Source organism: Clostridium sp. YIM B02506 (assembly GCF_022324845.1).
Classification (GTDB): domain Bacteria; phylum Bacillota; class Clostridia; order Clostridiales; family Clostridiaceae; genus Clostridium_T; species Clostridium_T intestinale.
The window spans coordinates 371,524-392,446 of the sequence record NZ_JAKGTG010000001.1 but is presented as its reverse complement, the minus strand read 5'-3'; the positions used below and the strand labels follow the sequence as shown (position 1 = coordinate 392,446).

Below are 20,923 nucleotides of genomic sequence, written 5' to 3'. Positions count from 1 at the left end.
AAGATCTTAGAAAAATAAATTAGTTTAGAGGTTGCTGCAAATAAGCTTGCAGTAACCTTATTTTTAAATCAGTAAGTTAGAGTTGATTATGAAAAATAGGGGGTGATTATATGCTTATTGATGAAATAAGTAAACCTGTTAAGAGAATAGATGTTGAGGATAAGATTAAAGGGAAAACGGAATATTTGGCAGATATGAACTTTGAAGATGCTCTGTATGCAAAAACATTAAGATCCACAAAGGCAAGAGCAGAAATATTATCAATAGATATTCCGAGGCTTCCAGAAGGGTATTATATAGTAGATAAAAATGATGTGCCTGCTAGAAATGGGGTTAAAATAATAAATTATGAAATGCCATTTTTTGCAGAGGATACAGTAAACTACATTGGGGAACCGCTTTTACTTTTGGTAGGGCCTGATAAAGAGACGGTTGAGGAATTAATAACAGAGATAAAAGTTAATTATAAAGAGTTAAAAGGAGTTTTCTCCATAGATGAAGCTGAAGCCCTAACCGAACTTATATATGGAAAAGATAACTGTTTTATAGAATATAATTATGGAAAAGGTGACCTAGAAAAAGCTGAAAAAGAAGCAGCCTATGTATTTGAAAAAGAATATACAACTGGATATCAAGAGCACATATATTTAGAAACTCAAGGTATGGTTGGAACTTATGAAAATGGAAGAGTTAAGGTTATAGGCTCTATGCAGTGTCCTTATTATGTTAAAGATGCAGTAGTAGATGCTTTAGGTTTTGATTATGATGATGTTCAGATAGTTCAAAGTAATACTGGTGGAGGTTTTGGGGGAAAGGAAGAATATCCTTCCTTAATAGGTGGGCAAGTTGCTATTGCTGCATTAAAGATTAAAAAGCCAGTTAAGCTTATATTTGATAGGGATGAAGATATTCAATGCACAACTAAAAGACATCCTTCACAAATTATTTTAAAAACTTTTTTAGATAAAAATCATAAGATAATAGGTGTAGATGCAGATGTTAAATTAGATGGTGGCGCTTACATGGGGATATCTAATATAGTTTTACAAAGAAGTATATTTGCAGCCATAGGTGTATATGATGTTGAAAATATAAAGGTTAGGGGAAGAGCTTTTGCTACTAATAATATTGTGACAGGAGCCTACAGAGGTTTTGGAGCACCTCAATCTTTTTTTGCTACAGAAATGCATATGGAATTTATGGCAAAGGAATTAGGAGTAAATTCTTTGGACTTTAAGAAAAAGAATTTATTGAAAAAAGGAGATCTATCTTCAACTGGTGGGGTATTTAGAGAGGATATTGTATTACCAAAAATAATTGAAACTATAGAAGAAATGTCTTCATATAGTGAGAAATATGAACAATATAAAAAGAGTGATAAATATAAGGGAGTAGGAATGTCTCTATTTTTCCACGGAGGCGGATTCACTGGAAATGGTGAAAGAGATATTATAAAGGCAAAGGTTAAGCTTAAAAAATATAAAGATGATAAGGTAGAAATTCTTATATCTAACGTTGAAATGGGACAGGGAGTAACTACTGGACTTAGAAAGATAGTTGCCCATGCTTTAGAGATACCATTAGAAGATATAATATATGCAAATCCAGATACTGATAGGGTTCCAAACTCAGGACCTACAGTTGCTTCAAGAACCACAATGATTATAGGAAAGCTTCTTCAAAATGCGGCTATAAAGATGAAGGAGGAGTGGAAATCTGGAGAAGAGATAGAGATTCTAGAAAAATATAAACACCCAGAAGGGTTTAACTGGGATGCAGAAGCTTTAGTTGGAGATGCATATAATACTTATTCATGGGGAGCCAACGTAGTAGAGGTTGAGGTTAATCCTATAACTTATGAAGTAGATATAAAGGGTGTTTGGGCTGTTTTTGATATAGGTAAGGCTATTGATGCAAAGATAATAGAAGGTCAGATAGAAGGTGGAGTTGCTCAAGGTTTAGGTTATGCAGGCATGGAGGTTATGAACTCTAAAGAAGGAAGATTAATTCAGAGAACCAACACTGATTACGTAATACCTACAGCGAAGGATCTACCTAAGATTCATAATAAGTTAGTTAACACACTTTATGATTACGGTCCTTTTGGAGCTAAAAGTGCAGGGGAACTTACTTTAATAGGAGCAGCATCTGCTTATGCAATTGCAGTACAAAATGCAATAGGAAAAACAGTGAGTCAGATTCCAGTAACCCCTGAGTTAATAATGGAGGTAATAAAAAATGACAATAATTAAATTCAATCTAAATAATGAAGAAGTTAGTATTGAAAGCAATCCATTAAGACGACTTTTAGATGTTCTAAGAGAGGATTTTAAATTGATAGCTCCAAAAGAAGGTTGTGGACAAGGAGAATGTGGAGCCTGTTCTGTAATTATAGATGGGAATCTTATTAATTCTTGCTGTGTACCTTTAGGTAATGTAAATGGAGCTAAGGTGATTACAATAGAAGGGCTCGTAGATACTAAAGAATTTAATATACTCAAGGAAGCATATGAGGATGCAGGAGCTGTTCAATGTGGTTTTTGTACTCCAGGAATGATAATGGCATCCTATGCACTACTAACTAAAAACAGTAGACCAAATGAGGATGAAATCAGAGAAGGAATATCAGGGAATCTTTGTAGATGTACAGGATACGATAAAATAATCGAAGCTATTAAGTTAGCTTCAAAAAGAGGTGATACTGTATGGTAATAAGTAAAGAGGAGAACTCTAATATAATATTGTATTTACCAGAAAGTTTAAAAGAGGCTTTGGAGGTAATAGGTAGAGAAGAGACTATAATATTATCTGGCGGAACAGATCTTATGGTAAGAAGGAAAAGACCCTCAGGACTTATACCTAGGTTTGATAAAAATACTATCTTTGTTGCAAACCTAGCAGAATTAAAAAAAATATACACACTAAGAGATTATCTTCATATAGGAGCCGCATGTACATTTTCTGAAATTAGTGAGCATGATATAGTACCAGATTATTTTAAAATTGTAATTAAGGATATAGCTTCACCAGCTATAAGGAATGTAGCAACTATCGGAGGTAATATCTGTAATGCTTCACCAGCTGCTGATATACTTCCATTACTATATGCTTTAGAAGCTGAATTAGTGGTAGGAAGCCTAAAGGGTGATAGGATAATATTTATAGAAGATTTTATTGTTGCTCCAGGAAGAAATATATTAGGCAGTGATGAGATTTTAAAAGAAATAAGGATTCCTATAGTTAACTTTAATGAATATTATTATAAGAAGGTTGGAACTAGAAAAGCTACAGCAATATCTAAGCTATCTTTTGTAGGATTTATAAATGTTGAGGAAGATGTAATTAAAGACGTGAGAATAGCTTTTGGAGCAGTAGCACCTACAATAGTTAAATCTAAAAAGATGGAGAATGAATTAATAGGAAAAAATATAAACAATTTGGATGAAATAAGCGAAGAATTAATTGAAGACTATTCAGATTTAATAAATCCTATAGACGATCAAAGATCAAATAAAAACTATAGAAAGCAGGTAGCTGTAAATTTATTAAAGGATTTTCTAAAATTAAAATAGATTCTTCCTATATAGAGTGGATAATGAGTAATAAATTATATAAATATAATAAAGCCCTTTTAAATTTTAAATTTATAATATAAAGACGTCATTGTATAATTAAATTACAGTGACGTTTTTGTGCAATAATGATTAAGGAGTGTTGATGTATGGATATTAAAAAGGATTTGCCAGAGATTTTTGAAGATTTTTCTGAAGCAAGAAAAAATGGGTTCATAATAGCAAAAGAACTTAAGGAGCAGAACATTCCTTTAATAGGAACATTTTGTACATATATGCCTCAGGAAATAGCTATGGCAGCTGGAGCAGCAGTAGTTTCTCTTTGTTCAACCTCAGATGAAACTATAGGAGATGCGGAAATGGATCTTCCTAGAAATCTTTGCCCACTAATAAAAAGTAGCTATGGTTTTGGAAAAACAGATAAGTGTCCTTATTTTTACTTCTCTGATTTAATTGTAGGAGAGACAACCTGTGATGGAAAGAAAAAGATGTATGAATATTTAGGAGAATTTAAAGCTGTTCATGTCATGCAGTTACCTAATACACAAGTTGGGGAAAAAAGTTATGAATTATGGAAAAGTGAGATAATAAAACTAAAGGATTTGTTAGAAGATAAATTAGAACTTAAAATTACTGAAGATAAGATTAAAGAAGCTATAAATTTAAAAAATAGAGAAAGAGTAGCCTTAAAGAATTTTTATGAAATTGGTAAGTTAAATCCACCAGCTATTTCTGGAACGGATATATTAAAGGTTATATATGGAGCGACTTTTAAGTTTGATAAAGAACAATCTATAGAAGAACTTTCTAGTTTAACTGAGAGAGTAAAAAGAGAATACTCACAAGGGAAAAGACTAGATAGTAGACCAAGAATATTAATAACAGGATGTCCTATAGGGGGAGCTGCTGAAAAGGTAGTAAAAGCTATTGAAGATAATGGTGGTTATGTAGTTGCTTTTGAAAATTGTACAGTTGCTAAAGCAAATGAACTTTTAGTAGATGAGGATAAAGACGTATTCGATGCCTTAACAGAAAAATATCTTGCTATAGGCTGCTCTTGCATGAGTCCTAATGAAAATAGAAAAACTTTATTAGGAAAGATGATTGAAGAGTATAATGTGGATGGAGTAGTAGATGTAATACTTCAAGCTTGCCATACTTATGCCGTAGAAACTCTTTCAATAAAAAGATTTACAAATAACAATTATAAAGTTCCATATATGGCAGTAGAGACAGATTATTCACAGTCAGATATAGGACAGTTAAATACAAGAATGGCAGCATTTATAGAAATGTTATAGGTGAAAATATGTATTCAATAGGAATAGATTCAGGTTCTACCTCAACTAAAGGAATATTATATAATGGGAATATAGTTAAAAAGATAATAACTAAAACAACTTCAAGGCCTAGAGAAAGTATGATGAAGATATATTCAGATTTATCTTATGGACTTGAAGATAAACCCTATGTAGTGCTTACTGGTTATGGGAGAGAACTAGCGGATTTTGGGGATAAGAAGGTTACCGAAATTACCTGTCATGGAAAAGGAGCTAAATACCTTTGTGAAAATACAAGAACTGTAATAGACATTGGTGGTCAAGATAGCAAGGTCATAAAACTAGATCGAGATGGTAATCTTACAGATTTTTTGATGAATGATAAATGTGCAGCTGGGACTGGAAGATTTTTAGAGGTTATGGTAAAGACTTTAGATGAAGAATTGTCATCAATAGACTCTCTTACAAAAGGGGTTAAGCCATATCCAATATCTAGTATGTGTACCGTATTTGCAGAGTCAGAAGTTATAAGCCTAATCGCTAAAGAGGTTCCAAGAGAAGAAATATTATCTGGAATTTTATCTTCTATAGCAAAAAGAACAGCCACCTTCGCATCTAAATTAAATATTGAAGAAGGGGTGTTTTTCTCTGGGGGAGTTAGTAGAAGTGAGGAATTTAAGAGAAGATTAGAAGGATTTATAAATAAAGAAATAAAGGTATCTCCTTTATCACAATATGCTGGTGCAATAGGAGCAGCGATAATTGGGTACGAGAAGCAATTTAAATTGAGGAAGTGAATTTGTATGAGCCAAAATAACGTGAAATTTACCTGTGGAGGTGGATGTACGGCTAAATTGGGGCCAGGTATGCTTAAAAGTGTATTAGATAAGATTCCTAATAAGTTTGATGAGAATTTATTAATAGGCTTTGATAGCTCAGACGATGGAGCTGTATATAAATTGACAGAAGATATAGCTATTATTCAAACCTTGGACTTTTTTACTCCTATAGTTGAAGATCCATATACCTTTGGCAAAATAGCTGCTGCTAATGCTTTAAGTGATGTATATGCCATGGGGGGAGAGGTAAAGGTTGCTCTTAATATTGTGGGATTTCCCGAAAAGATGGAGGCAGATATCTTGGGAGAAATACTTAGAGGAGGAGCTGAAAAGGTTCATGAAGCAGGAGGCGTTGTATCGGGAGGACATTCTATAAATGATCCAGAACCTAAATATGGCTTATCTGTAACTGGTGTGGTTCATCCTTTAAAGATTCTTCCTAATAATAATTGCAAGATAGGAGATAAACTTATACTTACAAAACCGCTAGGGGTAGGAATAATAACAACAGCTCATAGGGTAGGAGAAGCTAGTGAAGAAGCGTATAATAAGGCTATAAAATCTATGGAAACTTTAAATAAATATGCGGCTGATAAGATGAAAAAATATAAAGTTAACGCATGTACTGATGTAACTGGTTTTGGATTTTTAGGACATCTAAATGAGATGATTAAAGATGAATATTCAATAAAGGTAAATGGAAACACCCTTCCTTATATAAAAGAAGCCTATGATTATGCTAAAGAGTTTTTAATAACAGCAGGTGGACAAAGAAATAGAAGACATTTAAAGGATAAAGTATTATTTAAAGATATTGAATTTGCATTAGAGGAAATTTTATTTGATCCACAAACTTCTGGAGGACTTTTGATAAGTTTATCTTCAGATGAAGCAGATGATTTATTAAAGGAATTACAAGAACTTGATTTAAAATCAGAAATTGTAGGAGAAGTTATTGAAAAACAAGAGTTTAATATAATAATTGAGAAATATTAAAGGAGAGAGAAATATGATAAAAGTTGATGCTAGAGGGGAACTTTGCCCTATACCAGTAATAAAGGCTAAAAAAGCTTTAAAAGAAATTGAGAAAGATGGAGTTATTCAAGTAGTTGTAGATAACGAAATAGCTAAAGAAAATTTAGAAAAAATGGCTAAAGAGATGGGATACAAGTATGATGGTGAAAAATTAGGTGAAGATCACTATGAGGTTAAGATAATAAAGGGAGAAGGAGAGGAAGAAATTAAAGAAGTTCTTATAACTAAGGGAAATATAAGTTCAACAGCTGTAGTTATTTCTTCTGATAAGATGGGAGAAGGAAATGAAGAACTCGGGACTATTTTAATGAAAGCTTTTATTTATACCTTAACAGAAACAGAGACTCTTCCAACCTGCATTTTATTTTATAATGGAGGAGCTAAACTTACAACTAAGACTTCAGTTGTATTAGAAGATCTGAAAAAGCTTGAAAAACAAGGGGTAGAAATATTAACCTGTGGAACATGTTTAAATTATTATGGATTAACTGAAGAATTAGCTGTTGGATCTGTAACTAACATGTACAGTATTGTAGACAAAATGAATTCTTCAGATAAAATCATTAAACCATAAGAGGAATTAGAATGGATGTGGAGATATTTAGTTTAATAACCTTTGATTCTACTCACAGTGCTATTAGAGCTGAAAAAGAGCTTATGAATAATATAAATGTAAGAATAATACCTGTTCCAAGAGAGATAACTTCAGGTTGTGGTCTTTCGCTTAAGCTGGATAACAATAATATAGATAGGGCTAGAGAGATTCTTATTAGTAAAAACATAAAAACCTCTGGTTATTATTTGATTAAGAAAATAGGATTAAGTAAGGAAGTAACTCGCTATGAAACTTAAGGAAGTTTTAGATATAAAGTTAGGGGATGTTGTAACTATTGTAGGGGCAGGTGGGAAAACTACCTTAATGTTTACCTTAGGAGAAGAGTTAAGAGGAGAGGGTAAAGTTTTAATAACCACAACAACAAAAATATATATGCCTGAAACTAAGCAGTTTGATTTTCTAGAGATTGATTTCCATAAGTTCAATGAACATATTATTGATAAGGGTATTTATATCTACGGAGAAAGTGTAGATTCTGAAAACAAGATAAAGGGTTTAAATTTAAATCTTTTAGAAAAGCAGCTTCACAAATTTGACTATGTATTAGTAGAAGGGGATGGCTCCAAAAAGAAACCTATTAAAGGGTGGAGAGAAGATGAGCCAGTTGTAAGTAGTAATACTACTAAAACTGTAGGTGTTTTAAGCATAGAGGTTGTTGGAAAAGAAATTAATGAGAAAAATATTCATAGAGTAGACAGATTTTTAGATATAACTAATTCGAAATTGGATGATGTTATAGATTTAGAAATAATTACTTCTCTAGTTTTCCATGAAAAAGGACTATTTAAAGATGCAAAAGGTGAAAAAATACTTTTTATAAATAAGGTTGAAAGTCATAAAGACAAGATGCTGGCAGAATGTCTAAAAGAAAAGATAAAGAAAATAAATAATGGATATATAAATAAAATTATTTGTGGAAGCTTAAGAGGGGAAGTTTATGATTAATTGTATAGTTATGGCATCTGGATACGGAAGTAGAATAGGCACAAATAAACTTCTTTTAGAGTATAGAGATAAAAAGCTTATTGAACATATTATGGATAAGATTTTACAGATTAATTTTTATTCAAGGCTTGTAGTAGCAAAGGATAAGGAAGTTTTAGATATTGCAGGTAAAAGAGGCTTTAAAGTAGTGGAAAATAAAAATTCTATTTTGGGGCAAAGTGAATCCATAAAACTAGGAATAGAGAATTCTCCAGTTGCAGAAGGATATATGTTTTTTACAGGAGATCAACCTTTATTAAGTAAGTTAACTATAAAGAAGATGATAGATGCTTTTAAAAATAATCCTCAGAATATAATAATTCCTAGATATAAAGAGAGAAAGGGCAGTCCCGTTATATTCTCTTCAATATTTATAGATGAACTTAAGGCTTTAAAGGGAGATAAAGGCGGAAGAGAAGTCATTAAAAGAAACAAGGATAGTTTAGTATTTGTTGAGGTTGAAAATGAGTATGAGCTGATGGATATAGATACCTGGGAGGATTATGAAAAATTACAGTTACAAAGGAAGGATAATCTATAATGAAAGAAATAGTTATAGTTAGAGGGGGAGGAGACATAGCCTCTGGTGTAATTCAAAAGTTATATAGATGTGGATTTAAGGTTTTAGTATTGGAAATAGAAAACCCTACCTGCATTAGAAGAGCAGTAAGTTTTAGCGAGGCTTTATTTGAAGATGAAATAGAAGTTGAGGGAATAAAATCTGTTAGGGTAAGAAATTTAGAAGAAATAGAAGATACTTGGAAAAATAATAAGGTACCTGTGATTGTAGATCCGAAAGGAAGTTATATAAACTTATTAAAACCTAAGGCAGTAGTAGATGGAATATTAGCGAAAAAGAATTTAGGAACCTACATTAATATGGCACCTATAACCATAGCTTTAGGCCCAGGTTTTGAAGCAGGAAAAGATGTTGATGTAGTAATAGAAACAAATAGAGGACATAATTTAGGAAGGCTTATATTTAATGGAGAAGCTCAAGCAGATACTGGTGCACCAGGTAATATAGGAGGATATACTAAAGAAAGAGTTATATATAGTCCTTGTGATGGGGTTATAAATAATGTGAGAGAGATTGGGGATATAGTAAAAAAAGAAGAACCTTTAGCATATGTAGGAGATTATATAGTTAGGGCTACTATAGATGGAGTTTTAAGAGGGATAATAAGAAATAGTAGCAAGGTATATGAAGGACTTAAAATTGCAGATATTGACCCAAGGCTTGAAGAGAGAAAAAACTGCTTCACTATTTCTGATAAGGCTAGAACTATAGGTGGAGGGGTATTAGAAGCTCTGATATACTTAATCAGACAATAATTGTTGATTTACAAATATATACCCAGTTGTTATAATAAATTATATAAAAATATAACATTTAATTAATAAAATATCATATAAACTGCTATAAACTTTCTAAAGTATTAAAATTGATAAGGAGGGGACTATGAGCAAGATTATTTTTGAAAAAGTTCTTGAAGCCTTAAATAAAGATGAAGAAGTAGCTTTAGTTATGCTTACAAACAGCATAGGTTCAGTACCAGGTGCAGAAGAGTCTATGATGGCTATATATAAAGATGGAAAAACTATTGGCACTGTGGGTGGTGGGAAGATAGAGTTTGACTTAATAAAAAGAAGTCTTAAAGCATTAGAAACAGGAGAGAGTTTTACATTTAAGTATACATTAAATGAAACTGGTGAGTTGAAAATGACTTGTGGTGGGGTATCAGAAGGTTTTGTAAGGATAGTAAAACCTAATGAAAAGTTAGTTATTTTTGGAGCAGGGCATGTATCTCAAAAGATAGCTTCTATAGCTAGTAGTTTAAGTTTTGATGTTTATATAGTAGATGATAGAGAAGAGTTTAAAAATGTTGAGACTTTTAAGGATGTAAAGAAATTTTTATGCTGTACCCCTAGTGAAGCCTTAAGTGAAATTAATTTAAATAATAGAAGCTATGTAATATTGGTTACTAGAGGACATGTTACTGATTATGAAGCTCTTAAAGAAGTTATAAATAGAGATGTTGCATATATAGGCATGATGGGAAGTAAAAAGAAAGTTAAAGAAATAAAAGAGAAGTTAAACAATGAAAATATAGATAAAGAGAAGATAAAAAAACTTTATGCTCCTATAGGACTTGATATATGTAATGGTACTCCGGAAGAAATAGCCATATCTATTATAAGCGAGATACTGGTGATTAAAAACAAAGGTACCTTGAAACATTTAAGTGAACGGGAGGAATAGGTTTGTATTCAGTAGGAATAATAACAGCTAGTGATAAAGGTTCTAAAGGTGAACGAGTAGATAAAAGTGGGGATGTAATTAGAGAAATAGTTGAAGCAAATGGATATGAAGTCAATAGATATGTAGTAGTTCCAGATGAAAGAGAAGTTTTAAAAAAAGAGCTTATATATATGAGTGATGAACTGAGGTTAAACTTAATAGTTACAACTGGTGGTACTGGTTTTAGTAAAAGGGATGTAACACCAGAAGCTACTAAAGAAATAATTGAGAGAGAAGTGCCAGGAATATCAGAGGCAATAAGAGCTTACAGCTTAACTATAACTAAGAGAGCTATGTTATCTAGAGGAGTATCCGGCATAAGAGGAAACACCTTAATAGTTAATCTACCCGGAAGTCCTAAGGCTGTAAGAGAATCTCTAGAATATATAATAACTGAGTTAGAGCATGGAATAAAGATATTAATTGGTGAAGACTCTGAGTGTGCAAGATAAAGGGGTGAAATGATGAAAAAGATAAAAACTGAAGATGCAGTGGGAATGATTTTATTTCATGATATTACTAAAATAGTTCCAGGAGGATTTAAAGGTAGAGCTTTTAAAAAGGGACATTTAATAAAAGAAGAGGATGTACAGGAACTACTTTCATTAGGAAAAGACCATATTTATGTGTGGGAAGATATCGAAGGATTTTTACATGAAAATGATGCTGCTATAAGGCTTAAGAATTTAGCTTGCGGAGAAGGTATCGTGTTTGGGGAGATAAAAGAAGGAAAGATAGATTTTATAGCAGAACATGATGGACTTCTTAAAATAGATTCAGAGGAACTACTAAATTTAAATATGATAGATGAAATAATGATGGCTACGCTTCATGACAATACGTATGTGAAAAAGGGAGAAAAGCTTGGGGGAACAAGAGTAATTCCTTTAGTTATAGATGAAAAGAAAATAATAGAAGCTGAGGATACCATAAAAAATAAAATAGTAAAAGTAGTTAAAGTTAATCCCAAAAAAGTAGGTATAGTAACTACAGGCAATGAAGTTTTTTATGGAAGAATAAAAGATGCATTTGGACCTGTTATAAGAGGAAAAGCAGCTGAATATGGCTGTGAAGTATTGGGGCAAAAAATACTACCAGATGATTTAGATAAAATTAAGTCAGCTATTTTGGAATTTATAAATGAAGGAGCCGAGCTCATAATGTGTACAGGAGGTATGTCCGTAGATCCTGACGATTTAACCCCTTCAGCTATAAAGGCAACAGGTGCAGAGATTGTAACCTATGGTTCTCCAGTTTTACCAGGAGCAATGTTTTTACTTGCTTATAATGGAGATATTCCTATAATGGGGCTTCCAGGATGTGTTATGCACTCTAAAAGAACGGTTTTAGATCTAGTTTTGCCTAGAGTTTTAGCAGGTGAAAGAATAACTAAAAGAGACATTGCTATGTATGGCCAAGGTGGATTATGTTTAAACTGTGAAGTATGTACCTTCCCTCATTGTAGTTTCGGAAAGTACTAAAAGGAGGTGCAAAATGGAAAAATTAACTCACTTTGATGAGCATGGTAAAGCTAAAATGGTTGATGTAACAGAAAAAGATATAACCGAAAGAATAGCTAGAGCCTTTGGAAAAATACAAGTAAGTCCTGAAACTTTAAAGATAATAGAAGAAGGTAAAATAGGCAAGGGAGATGTACTAGGAGTAGCTAGAATAGCAGGTATTATGGGGAGTAAAAAAACATCGGACCTAATTCCTATGTGTCATCCTCTACTAATAAATGGTTGTAAGATTGAATTTAATATAAATAGAGAAAATAATGAAATTGAAATATATTCAGAAGTAAAAGTAAGTGGGAAAACAGGAGTAGAAATGGAAGCTTTAACAGCAGTATCCATAACTGCTCTTACTATATATGACATGTGTAAAGCCGTAGATAAAGGAATGATTATTAAGGATATTCACCTTATAGAAAAAATAGGTGGAAAGAGCGGGCACTTTCTTTACGACAATAATACTAAGATTAAATAAGTTTGGGGGGCTAGGGTTATGAAAGAATCATTATTAAAGCCTATTCAGAGTACTGTCTTAAAATATGCAGAAGTTATAGCAAACGTAATAAAAGTAGATGTGGAAATTGTAGATAGCAACTTAAATACTATAGCAGGGACTGGAATATTTACTAGCAATATAAATGGAGATAACAAAGGTGTGGTTTATAAACATGTTTTAGCTACAGGGAAACATCAAATTATAGAGAATCCTAGAGAAGCTGAAATATGTAGACTTTGCAATCAGAAAAATGAATGTTTAGAAATGATGGAGATATCAACGCCTATAATATTTCAAAAAGAAATAATAGGGGTAATAGGTCTGGTTTGTACTACTATTGAACAAAAAAATTATCTGTCTGATAATTTAGATTCCCATTTAGAGTTTTTGTATAAAATAAGTGAACTTATAAGTGCAAAGATATATGAATTTAAGGGGAATGAAAGAAATGTATCTTATATAAATTTACTTAAGCAAGTTGTGAATAGTGTAGATAACGGAGTTATAATTATAAATTCTGAAAGTAAAATAGTTGAGATGAATAGTAAAGCTATGAAAAAGTTAGAATTAACTCCGAGTGATATTAATGGAAATATACAGCTTAAACTTTTAGAAGGAAATATATTAGAAGAAGAATTCTATAAAGTAAGGATAAACGGCAAAAAATATAATCTTGTAGGAAGCCTAATACCGCTAGAAGATACCTTAGAGGGCTATAATAAAATACTTATTTTTAATATGCTAAAGGATGTAAATACAAAAGCCTATAAAATAACCAGTGATAATAAAATTGTAGGCTTAGAGGCTATAATTGGAGAAGGTAAATCCATGCAAGGCATAAAAGATAAAATAAGAAAAATAGCTAACACTAAATCAACTGTATTTGTTACTGGAGAAAGTGGAACTGGAAAGGAACTTATAGCTAGGGCAATTCATGCTGAAAGTGATAGAAGAAATAACCCTTTTATTGGGATAAACTGTGCAGCTATACCAGATACCTTACTAGAGAGTGAACTATTTGGATATGTTAAAGGGGCGTTTAGTGGCGCAAATCCTAATGGAAGAATAGGTAAGTTTGAGCTTGCAAATAAGGGGGTAATATTTTTAGATGAGGTTGGAGACATGCCTCTATATCTTCAGGCTAAATTATTAAGGGTTCTTCAAGAGAGAACTTTAGTAAGAATAGGTTCTAATGAATTAGTAAACTTGGATATTAGAGTAGTTGCAGCAACTAATAAAGATCTAAGACAAATGATTAAGGAGAATAAATTTAGAGAAGATTTATATTATAGATTAAATGTTATACCTATAGAAATACCTGCACTAAGGGAAAGAAGAGAAGATTTTAAACTTATATTAAATACTCTAATTGATAAATATAATAAAATTTTTGATAAGTATGTTCATACTGTTAATAAAGATGCTTATGAAAGTTTATTAAATTACAGTTGGCCAGGAAATATTCGTGAGCTTGAAAATGTAGTAGAACTTTTGATTAATTTATCTGATAGTAGAGGAATAATAGAGAAAGAAATGCTTCCACATACTATATTAGGTAATAGCAAAGTTGAGACTTTTCATGAAGAGGAAGAAATACGATTTCTTAAGGATATAGAAAGAGAATATATACTTAAGGCTTTAGATAAATATGGATATGATACCAATGGGAAAAAGATGGTTGCAGAAAAATTGGGAATAGGAATAGCTACTATATATAGAAAAATAGGCTCTTTTAAAGAATAGTTATCAATATGAGAGTTTTTATCATTTTGATAATTAGTTACTATAGTAAAATTTCTAAATCTAAAAAGTTAAAAGGAATTTAAGCGGTTTTTAGTTTCATAAAAATATCTTTAATAAAATAAACAATCTAAGTCGTAAAAATACACCTATATTTTTAATATATCAGTAATTTTGACACATTTGGCAAAGAATTTGCTAGAAAGGTAAAGTAAGAAATGTTTATAAAGAAAAACTTAATAGAGAAATAGAAACAAGTTCAATGACGAACTTTCAATATTTTAAGAAAAATAGATTTATTTTTCTTTTATTTGATATGAGAGTTCTGAACTTGTTTTTTTATTTTCCTTTTAAGTCTAAAGTAAAAATATAGGGGGCTAATTATGATCAGATTTATATTAAACGGAAGAGAAGTTTCTGCAGATGGAGAGTTGAAGTTAATTGATTATTTAAGAGATGAAGCAAGATTAACTTCAGTGAAAAATGGGTGTGCGAAGGGGACTTGTGGAGCATGTACTGTAGTTATTGAAGGGAAAAATATAAGAGCTTGCATCAAAAAGATTAAGGATATAGAAGGAAAAGAAGTAGTTACAGTTGAAGGTTTAACAGAGATTGAGAAAGAAGTTTATACAAACTCATTTTCAAATGCTGGTGCTGTTCAGTGTGGATTTTGTATTCCAGGAATGATAATGAGTGCTAAAGCATTAATAGACAGCAATCCAAATCCTACGGAAGAAGATGTGAAAAAGGCAATAAAGAGCAATTTATGCAGATGTACTGGGTATGTAAAAATAGAAAAAGCAATTTTAATGGCAGCTGAAGCTTTTAGAAAACATAATAAAATTCATTTAGAGCAAGAGGCTAAAGTAGGAAGACGAATGGCTAGAATTGATGCCAAAGAAAAGATTTTAGGTACAGCAAAATATCCCGACGATTATTACATAGAAGGAATGTTATATGGAAAAGCTCTTCGTTCAAGATATCCAAGAGCAAAGGTTTTAAGTATAGATACAGATGAAGCTAAAAAGCTTCAAGGTGTACATGCAGTTCTTACTGCCGAAGATATTCCAGCTAATAATTATCAAGGTTATATATTTAAAGATTGGCCTACAATGGTAGCTATAGGAGAAGAGACTAGATATTTAGGGGATGCTATAGCAATAGTAGCAGCTGAAACAAAGGACATATTAGAAAAAGCGCTTTCATTAATAAAGGTTGAATATGAAGAATTACCAGCAATAACTAATGTTCATGATGCCTTAAAAGATGATGCTTACAAGATACACGAAAAAGGGAATATTTTAAGCAACACTTATGTAAAAAGAGGAAATCCAGATAAGGCAATTGAGGAATCAAAATATGTTGTAACAAAAAAATATAAGACTATGCCTATAGATCATGCTTTTTTAGAACCAGAAGCAACCATAGCTTTTTATGAGGGAGATGTATTGACTTTATATGTTTCTTCTCAACATATTCATTCAGATCATGAAGGTATATGTCATGTATTAGGACTTCCAGAAAATAAGGTGCATGTTATATCAGCATATGTTGGAGGCGGTTTTGGAGGAAAAGAAGATTTGACAGTGCAGCACCATGCAGCTCTTCTTACTTACTATACTAAAAAGCCAGTTAAAATAACCTTTAGTAGAGAGGAAAGTTTACTTGTACATCCAAAGAGACATGGAATGGAAGTTGAAGTAACTACAGCTTGTGATGAGGAAGGCAATTTGACAGCTTTAAAGGCTAAGGTTTTAGCTGATACAGGAGCTTACGCATCTCTTGGTTCCGTGGTATTAGAGAGAGCCTGCACTCATTTGTGTGGACCATATAGAATACCTAATATTGAACTTAATGGATATGCAATATATACAAATAATCCTCCAGGAGGTGCCTTTAGAGGATTTGGGGTTCCTCAAACAACATTTGGAAGCGAAACCAATATAAATATTCTTGCAGAGCAAGTAGGTCTAGACAAATGGGAGTTTAGATATAAAAATGCTGTAAAACCAGGGGATACTCTTCCAACTGGACAACTGTGCGATGAAAGTACAGCGATAATAGAAACTTTAGAAGCAATAAAGGATGAATATTACAGTGGAAAACATAAATACATAGGTATTGCTTGTGCTATGAAAAACACTGGTTGCGGAGTTGGAGTAATAGATACAGGGAGATGTAATATAGAAGTTAAAAATGGAAAGATAATTATAAAAACTTCAGCTCAATGTATAGGACAAGGACTGGCAACAGTTATGACACAAATTTGTGGAGAAACTACAGGAATATCTTTAGGATTAATTGAATATCATTCACCAGATACTATGGTTACTCCAGATTCAGGTCCTACTACAGCATCAAGACAGACCTTAATTACAGGAGAAGCAACTAGAAGAGTTTCTTTAAAATTAAAGGAAGCTCTAAAAACAAAAACATTAGAAGAGCTTGAAGGAGAAGTATTTAAGTCAGATTTTACTGCAATTACAGATAAGTTAGCTTCAGATAAGGAAAATCCAAAACAACATATAGCTTATGGATATGCAACTCAAATGGTAATTTTAGATGAAAAGGGGAAGGTTGAAAAAGTATTTGTAGCTCAAGATGTTGGAAGAGCAATAAATCCTACAAATGTGGAAGGACAGATAGAAGGTGGAGTTGTTATGGGACTTGGATTTGCTCTTACAGAGAAATTTGAGACAGAAGATGGATATGTGAAATCAAAGTTTGGAACAATAGGTTTATGGAGATCTACAGATGTTCCTAAGATAGAATATAAACTTATAGAAAAGAAACTAGGAAACTTAGCATATGGTGCTAAAGGGGTTGGGGAATTGGTTTTAATACCAACTTTAGCGGCAACTTCAGAAGCCTATAGAACCTTTGATGGAGAAAGAAGATATACTCTTCCACTAGATAATACTCCATATAAAAAGAAGTAAAAATGAAAGGGGTAAAAAATGAAAACTTCTGTTATTATTTTAGCTGCTGGTCAAGGTAAAAGGATGGGAAGGGCAAAACAATTACTTCCTTGGGGATATACAACTGTATTAGGGCAATCTATTACTTGCTATAATTATATTAATATTGATAAACTTATTATAGTGGTTGGATATAAAGCAGATTTAATAAAGAAAATTTTTTCAAAGGATAAGATAACCTGGGCATATAATGAAGATTTTGCTGGAGATATGGCAAGTTCTTTCAAAAAAGGCTTTGAAAAAATAGATAATGATACAGAAGTTTTATATCTTGCTTTAGGAGATACTCCTGCAATTAAGACTGAAACATTACAACTTATGGAATCAGTTTATGATAAAAACAAGTATAAGATTATAATACCAATGGTTAATGGTAGAAAAGGACATCCGGTATTGTTTTCTAAAGATATATTTAAAGATTTAGAAAAGGTAGGAGAAAACTATAATTTAAAGGATGTAATTAAAAATCACAATGATGAGGTTTATTATTTACAGGTAGAAGATGAAAATATTATTTATGACATAGATACCATAGAAGAATATGAAACCTTATTAAGAAAGAATAATCTATAAAGGTGGCATTGATAAAATTGATAGATAAACAAGGAAGAAAGATAGAATATTTAAGACTTTCATTAACTGATGTATGTAATTTAAGATGTGTTTACTGTATGCCAAAAGATAATATTACTTTTATGGATAAGGAAAAAATCTTAAAAGATGATGAAGTTATAAAGCTAGTAGAACTTATGGCTAAATGTGGCATAAAAAAGGTTAGATTAACAGGTGGAGAACCACTTACACGAAAGAACATACTTAAAATAATACAAGATATAAACAAAATTTCTGGGATAGAGGAAATATATATAACAACCAATGCACTTTTATTAGAAGGAAAAGAACAAGCATTTAAAGAAGCTGGATTAAAGGGCGTTAATATTAGTTTAGATACACTAAAAGAGGATACCTATAGAAATATTACTAGAGGTGGAGATTTAAAGGTTGTATTAAGAGTAATTGATAATCTATTAGATTTAGGAGTAAAGGTAAAGGTCAATTCAGTAATAATTGAAGGCGTTAATGAAGATGAAATATTGAATTTAGCAGCTCTTACAATAAATAAAAAGATGGATGTAAGATTTATAGAACTTATGCCGATAGGGGCAGCTAAAGAACTAAAACCGATAGCCAATAATAAGATTAGAGAGATTATAAATTATGGATACGGTATTATAGATGAAACGCAATTAGGAATAAGTGGTCCAGCAAAGTATTCACAGATTAAGAATGCTTTGGGGAAAATTGGATTTATAAGTGCTATAAGCGATAATTTTTGTGAAGCGTGCAATAGGATAAGAGTGACTTCAGAAGGATTTCTAAAGCAATGTTTGCATTGGAATTATGGTATAAATTTAAAGAGTTTCATTAGAAATGGAATGGATGATGAAGAGCTGTTACAAATAATAGAAGATAAAATATACAATAAGCCTATTAAACATAGTTTTGGAAAAGATGAAAAGGATAAGGACAATAGATTTATGAACCAGATAGGGGGATAACCATGGGTAGAGTAGTTGCAATATGTACAAGTGTGAAAAAAGGTACAAAAAAAGAAGAAGTTAAAGAAATAGAATTAGTTGAAGACTTTGGATTAAAAGGAGACGCTCATGGCGGCAAGTGGCATAGACAAGTAAGTTTATTGGCTAAGGAAGAAATTGATTCCTTTAATAAAAAAGGTGGTAAAGTAGTTTATGGAGACTTTGGTGAAAATTTAGTTACTGAAGGAATAGATTTAGCTAGTTTATCAGTAGGAGATAAAATAACTGTTGGAGAAGCTGTAATAGAAATAACTCAATTAGGAAAAAAGTGTCATGATAAATGTCAGATTTTTTATTCAGTAGGAGAATGTATAATGCCCACTAAAGGGATTTTTGGAAAAGTATTAAAAGGTGGAAAAATTTCTATAGGAGAAAACGTTGAGTTATATTAGAATATAGAAACTATTATCAAAATGATAATGAAATATCATTTTGAGAGTGGGAGTTCTATAAATTATAAGTTTTAATAGATTTAAGATTGACAATAAAGATTTAATAATTTGTTTGTTTTCAGCTGTTTACTAGGCTAAATAGGAATATGAATCTTTAAATAAGAATTAGAAAAATAATTGGCATAAAATTTGCTTATTTAAAGTCATATAAGTATTTGCAAATAAAATTTAAATTAAAGATCAAAAACAAGTTCAATGAGGAGCTTTTAATTTCTAAATATATTTCTTTGGAATATATTTTTAATTAGGGATCACATTGGGCTTTTTTTAATTTAGTACTATTAAGGAGCGGAAACAAATGGACAACATTATAAAATGGAAATTTAATGAACTTAAAAATTGTGGTAAGGCTTCCACAGACTTTTTATCTAAAAAAGAAGTTTCTAAAGCTAAAAACTTTCATGGTAGTTTTCCTCAATATGAGAGGACTCCTGTAGCATCTTTAGATAATTTAGCTAAAGAAATTGGTCTTGGAGGAATATATCTAAAAGATGAATCTTATAGATTTGGATTAAATGCGTTTAAAGTATTAGGTGGTTCTTTTGCTATGGCTAAATACATAGCTAAAAAATTAGAAACAGATATATCAGAACTTGATTATGAAAAAATTATATCTGATGAAGTTAGAGATAAGCTTGGTGAAATAACTTTTGTAACAGCTACAGATGGAAATCATGGAAGAGGTGTAGCTTGGACAGCAAATAAGCTTAAACAAAAATCTGTAATTTATATGCCTATAGGATCATCCTTAACAAGATTAGCTCATATACAAGCTGAAGGTGCAGAAGCCTCCATTACTGATATGAATTATGATGATGCAGTAAGATTTGCAGCAAAGTATGCTGAAGAGAACAATGGTCTTATGGTACAAGATACAGCTTGGGAAGGTTATGAAGAAATTCCAACATGGATAATGCAAGGTTATGGAACTATGGCACTAGAAGCTTCAGAGCAGCTAAAAGAGATTAAGATAGAAAAACCAACACATGTTTTTGTTCAAGCAGGAGTAGGCTCATTAGCAGGAGCAGTTCAAGGTTTTTTTGCCTCTGAGTTTGGAGAAGATTGCCCAACAACTGTTATAGTTGAATCAAATTTAGCGGATTGTTTTTATAAGTCGGCAGTAGCTGGAGATGGAAAAGCTTATGCTGTGGGAGGAGATATGCAGACTATAATGGCAGGACTTGCTTGCGGAGAAGCTAATACTATTGGATGGGAAGTTCTTAAAAGTTATAGCTCAGCATTTGTATCTTGCCCAGACTGGGTATCAGCAAATGGAATGAGAATATTAGGAAATCCACTAAAAGATGATAGAAAAGTAATTTCAGGAGAGTCTGGAGCAGTTACTACAGGTTTACTATATGAAATAATGACTAATCCAGATTATAAGGAACTAAAAGAAGATTTAAAACTAGATGACAAGTCTAAGGTTTTGCTTTTTAGTACTGAAGGAGATACAGATCCAGCTATGTACAGAAAGATAGTATGGAAAGGTCTAAATAGTAAAGAAGAATTATAAA

21 protein-coding genes are annotated in these 20,923 nt (G+C 31.7%); all 21 read left to right on the top strand.

The features are described 5' to 3' along the window. The first annotated feature begins 110 nt into the window (after positions 1–110). Entirely contained in the window at positions 111–2,252 is a 2,142-nt protein-coding gene (locus L1S49_RS01730) for a xanthine dehydrogenase family protein molybdopterin-binding subunit (RefSeq protein ID WP_238902293.1), read from the top strand. After that, a complete protein-coding gene (locus tag L1S49_RS01725) occupies positions 2,239–2,712 on the top strand; it encodes a (2Fe-2S)-binding protein (protein WP_238902292.1) in 474 nt (157 codons plus the stop codon). The genes L1S49_RS01730 and L1S49_RS01725 overlap by 14 nt, the downstream gene beginning before the upstream one ends. Next, on the top strand, positions 2,706–3,572 hold the full coding sequence (locus tag L1S49_RS01720) for an FAD binding domain-containing protein (protein ID WP_238902291.1): 867 nt from the start codon (positions 2,706–2,708) through the stop codon (positions 3,570–3,572). Before L1S49_RS01725 ends, L1S49_RS01720 begins: the two co-directional genes overlap by 7 nt. A gap of 149 nt (positions 3,573–3,721) precedes the next feature. Continuing rightward, positions 3,722–4,873: a double-cubane-cluster-containing anaerobic reductase gene (locus L1S49_RS01715; protein ID WP_238902290.1), complete on the top strand. Its 1,152-nt coding sequence runs from the start codon at positions 3,722–3,724 to the stop codon at positions 4,871–4,873. Positions 4,874–4,881: 8 nt separating this feature from the next. Then, positions 4,882–5,649: an acyl-CoA dehydratase activase gene (locus tag L1S49_RS01710; protein ID WP_238902289.1), complete on the top strand. Its 768-nt coding sequence runs from the start codon at positions 4,882–4,884 to the stop codon at positions 5,647–5,649. A 6-nt stretch (positions 5,650–5,655) separates the two neighbouring features. Continuing rightward, positions 5,656–6,687, top strand: a complete 1,032-nt coding sequence (gene selD, locus L1S49_RS01705; protein WP_238902288.1) for a selenide, water dikinase SelD — start codon at positions 5,656–5,658, stop codon at positions 6,685–6,687. Positions 6,688–6,700: 13 nt separating this feature from the next. Further along, entirely contained in the window at positions 6,701–7,300 is a 600-nt protein-coding gene (gene yedF, locus L1S49_RS01700; RefSeq protein WP_238902287.1) for a sulfurtransferase-like selenium metabolism protein YedF, read from the top strand. A gap of 11 nt (positions 7,301–7,311) precedes the next feature. Further along, on the top strand, positions 7,312–7,578 hold the full coding sequence (locus L1S49_RS01695; protein ID WP_181602251.1) for a DUF3343 domain-containing protein: 267 nt from the start codon (positions 7,312–7,314) through the stop codon (positions 7,576–7,578). Then, positions 7,568–8,287 carry a selenium cofactor biosynthesis protein YqeC gene (gene yqeC, locus L1S49_RS01690; RefSeq protein ID WP_238902286.1) on the top strand — a complete coding sequence of 240 codons (720 nt, stop codon included), beginning with the start codon at positions 7,568–7,570 and terminating at the stop codon, positions 8,285–8,287. Before L1S49_RS01695 ends, yqeC begins: the two co-directional genes overlap by 11 nt. Further along, the gene (mocA, locus tag L1S49_RS01685; protein ID WP_238902285.1) at positions 8,280–8,867 is read left to right on the top strand and encodes a molybdenum cofactor cytidylyltransferase; all 588 of its coding nucleotides are present in this window, start codon (positions 8,280–8,282) and stop codon (positions 8,865–8,867) included. Before yqeC ends, mocA begins: the two co-directional genes overlap by 8 nt. Beyond that, positions 8,867–9,661, top strand: a complete 795-nt coding sequence (gene yqeB / locus L1S49_RS01680) for a selenium-dependent molybdenum cofactor biosynthesis protein YqeB (protein ID WP_238902284.1) — start codon at positions 8,867–8,869, stop codon at positions 9,659–9,661. Before mocA ends, yqeB begins: the two co-directional genes overlap by 1 nt. 127 nt (positions 9,662–9,788) lie before the next feature. Continuing rightward, positions 9,789–10,589, top strand: coding sequence for an XdhC/CoxI family protein (locus L1S49_RS01675; protein WP_238902283.1), 801 nt, complete (start codon positions 9,789–9,791; stop codon positions 10,587–10,589). A 2-nt stretch (positions 10,590–10,591) separates the two neighbouring features. Beyond that, a complete protein-coding gene (locus tag L1S49_RS01670; protein ID WP_238902282.1) occupies positions 10,592–11,080 on the top strand; it encodes a MogA/MoaB family molybdenum cofactor biosynthesis protein in 489 nt (162 codons plus the stop codon). A gap of 12 nt (positions 11,081–11,092) precedes the next feature. Next, positions 11,093–12,109: a molybdopterin-binding protein gene (locus L1S49_RS01665; protein ID WP_238902281.1), complete on the top strand. Its 1,017-nt coding sequence runs from the start codon at positions 11,093–11,095 to the stop codon at positions 12,107–12,109. A 13-nt stretch (positions 12,110–12,122) separates the two neighbouring features. Then, a complete protein-coding gene (gene moaC, locus L1S49_RS01660; protein ID WP_238902280.1) occupies positions 12,123–12,617 on the top strand; it encodes a cyclic pyranopterin monophosphate synthase MoaC in 495 nt (164 codons plus the stop codon). Positions 12,618–12,635: 18 nt separating this feature from the next. Next, entirely contained in the window at positions 12,636–14,381 is a 1,746-nt protein-coding gene (locus L1S49_RS01655) for a sigma 54-interacting transcriptional regulator (RefSeq protein WP_238902279.1), read from the top strand. A 380-nt stretch (positions 14,382–14,761) separates the two neighbouring features. Next, the gene (xdh, locus tag L1S49_RS01650; protein WP_238902278.1) at positions 14,762–17,317 is read left to right on the top strand and encodes a selenium-dependent xanthine dehydrogenase; all 2,556 of its coding nucleotides are present in this window, start codon (positions 14,762–14,764) and stop codon (positions 17,315–17,317) included. An 18-nt stretch (positions 17,318–17,335) separates the two neighbouring features. Beyond that, positions 17,336–17,929: a nucleotidyltransferase family protein gene (locus L1S49_RS01645; RefSeq protein WP_238902277.1), complete on the top strand. Its 594-nt coding sequence runs from the start codon at positions 17,336–17,338 to the stop codon at positions 17,927–17,929. Positions 17,930–17,946: 17 nt separating this feature from the next. Further along, positions 17,947–18,915, top strand: coding sequence for a GTP 3',8-cyclase MoaA (gene moaA, locus L1S49_RS01640; RefSeq protein WP_238902276.1), 969 nt, complete (start codon positions 17,947–17,949; stop codon positions 18,913–18,915). Positions 18,916–18,917: 2 nt separating this feature from the next. After that, positions 18,918–19,346, top strand: a complete 429-nt coding sequence (locus L1S49_RS01635) for an MOSC domain-containing protein (protein ID WP_238902275.1) — start codon at positions 18,918–18,920, stop codon at positions 19,344–19,346. 358 nt (positions 19,347–19,704) lie between these two features. Then, on the top strand, positions 19,705–20,922 hold the full coding sequence (gene dpaL, locus L1S49_RS01630; protein ID WP_238902274.1) for a diaminopropionate ammonia-lyase: 1,218 nt from the start codon (positions 19,705–19,707) through the stop codon (positions 20,920–20,922). Position 20,923 lies beyond the last annotated feature (1 nt).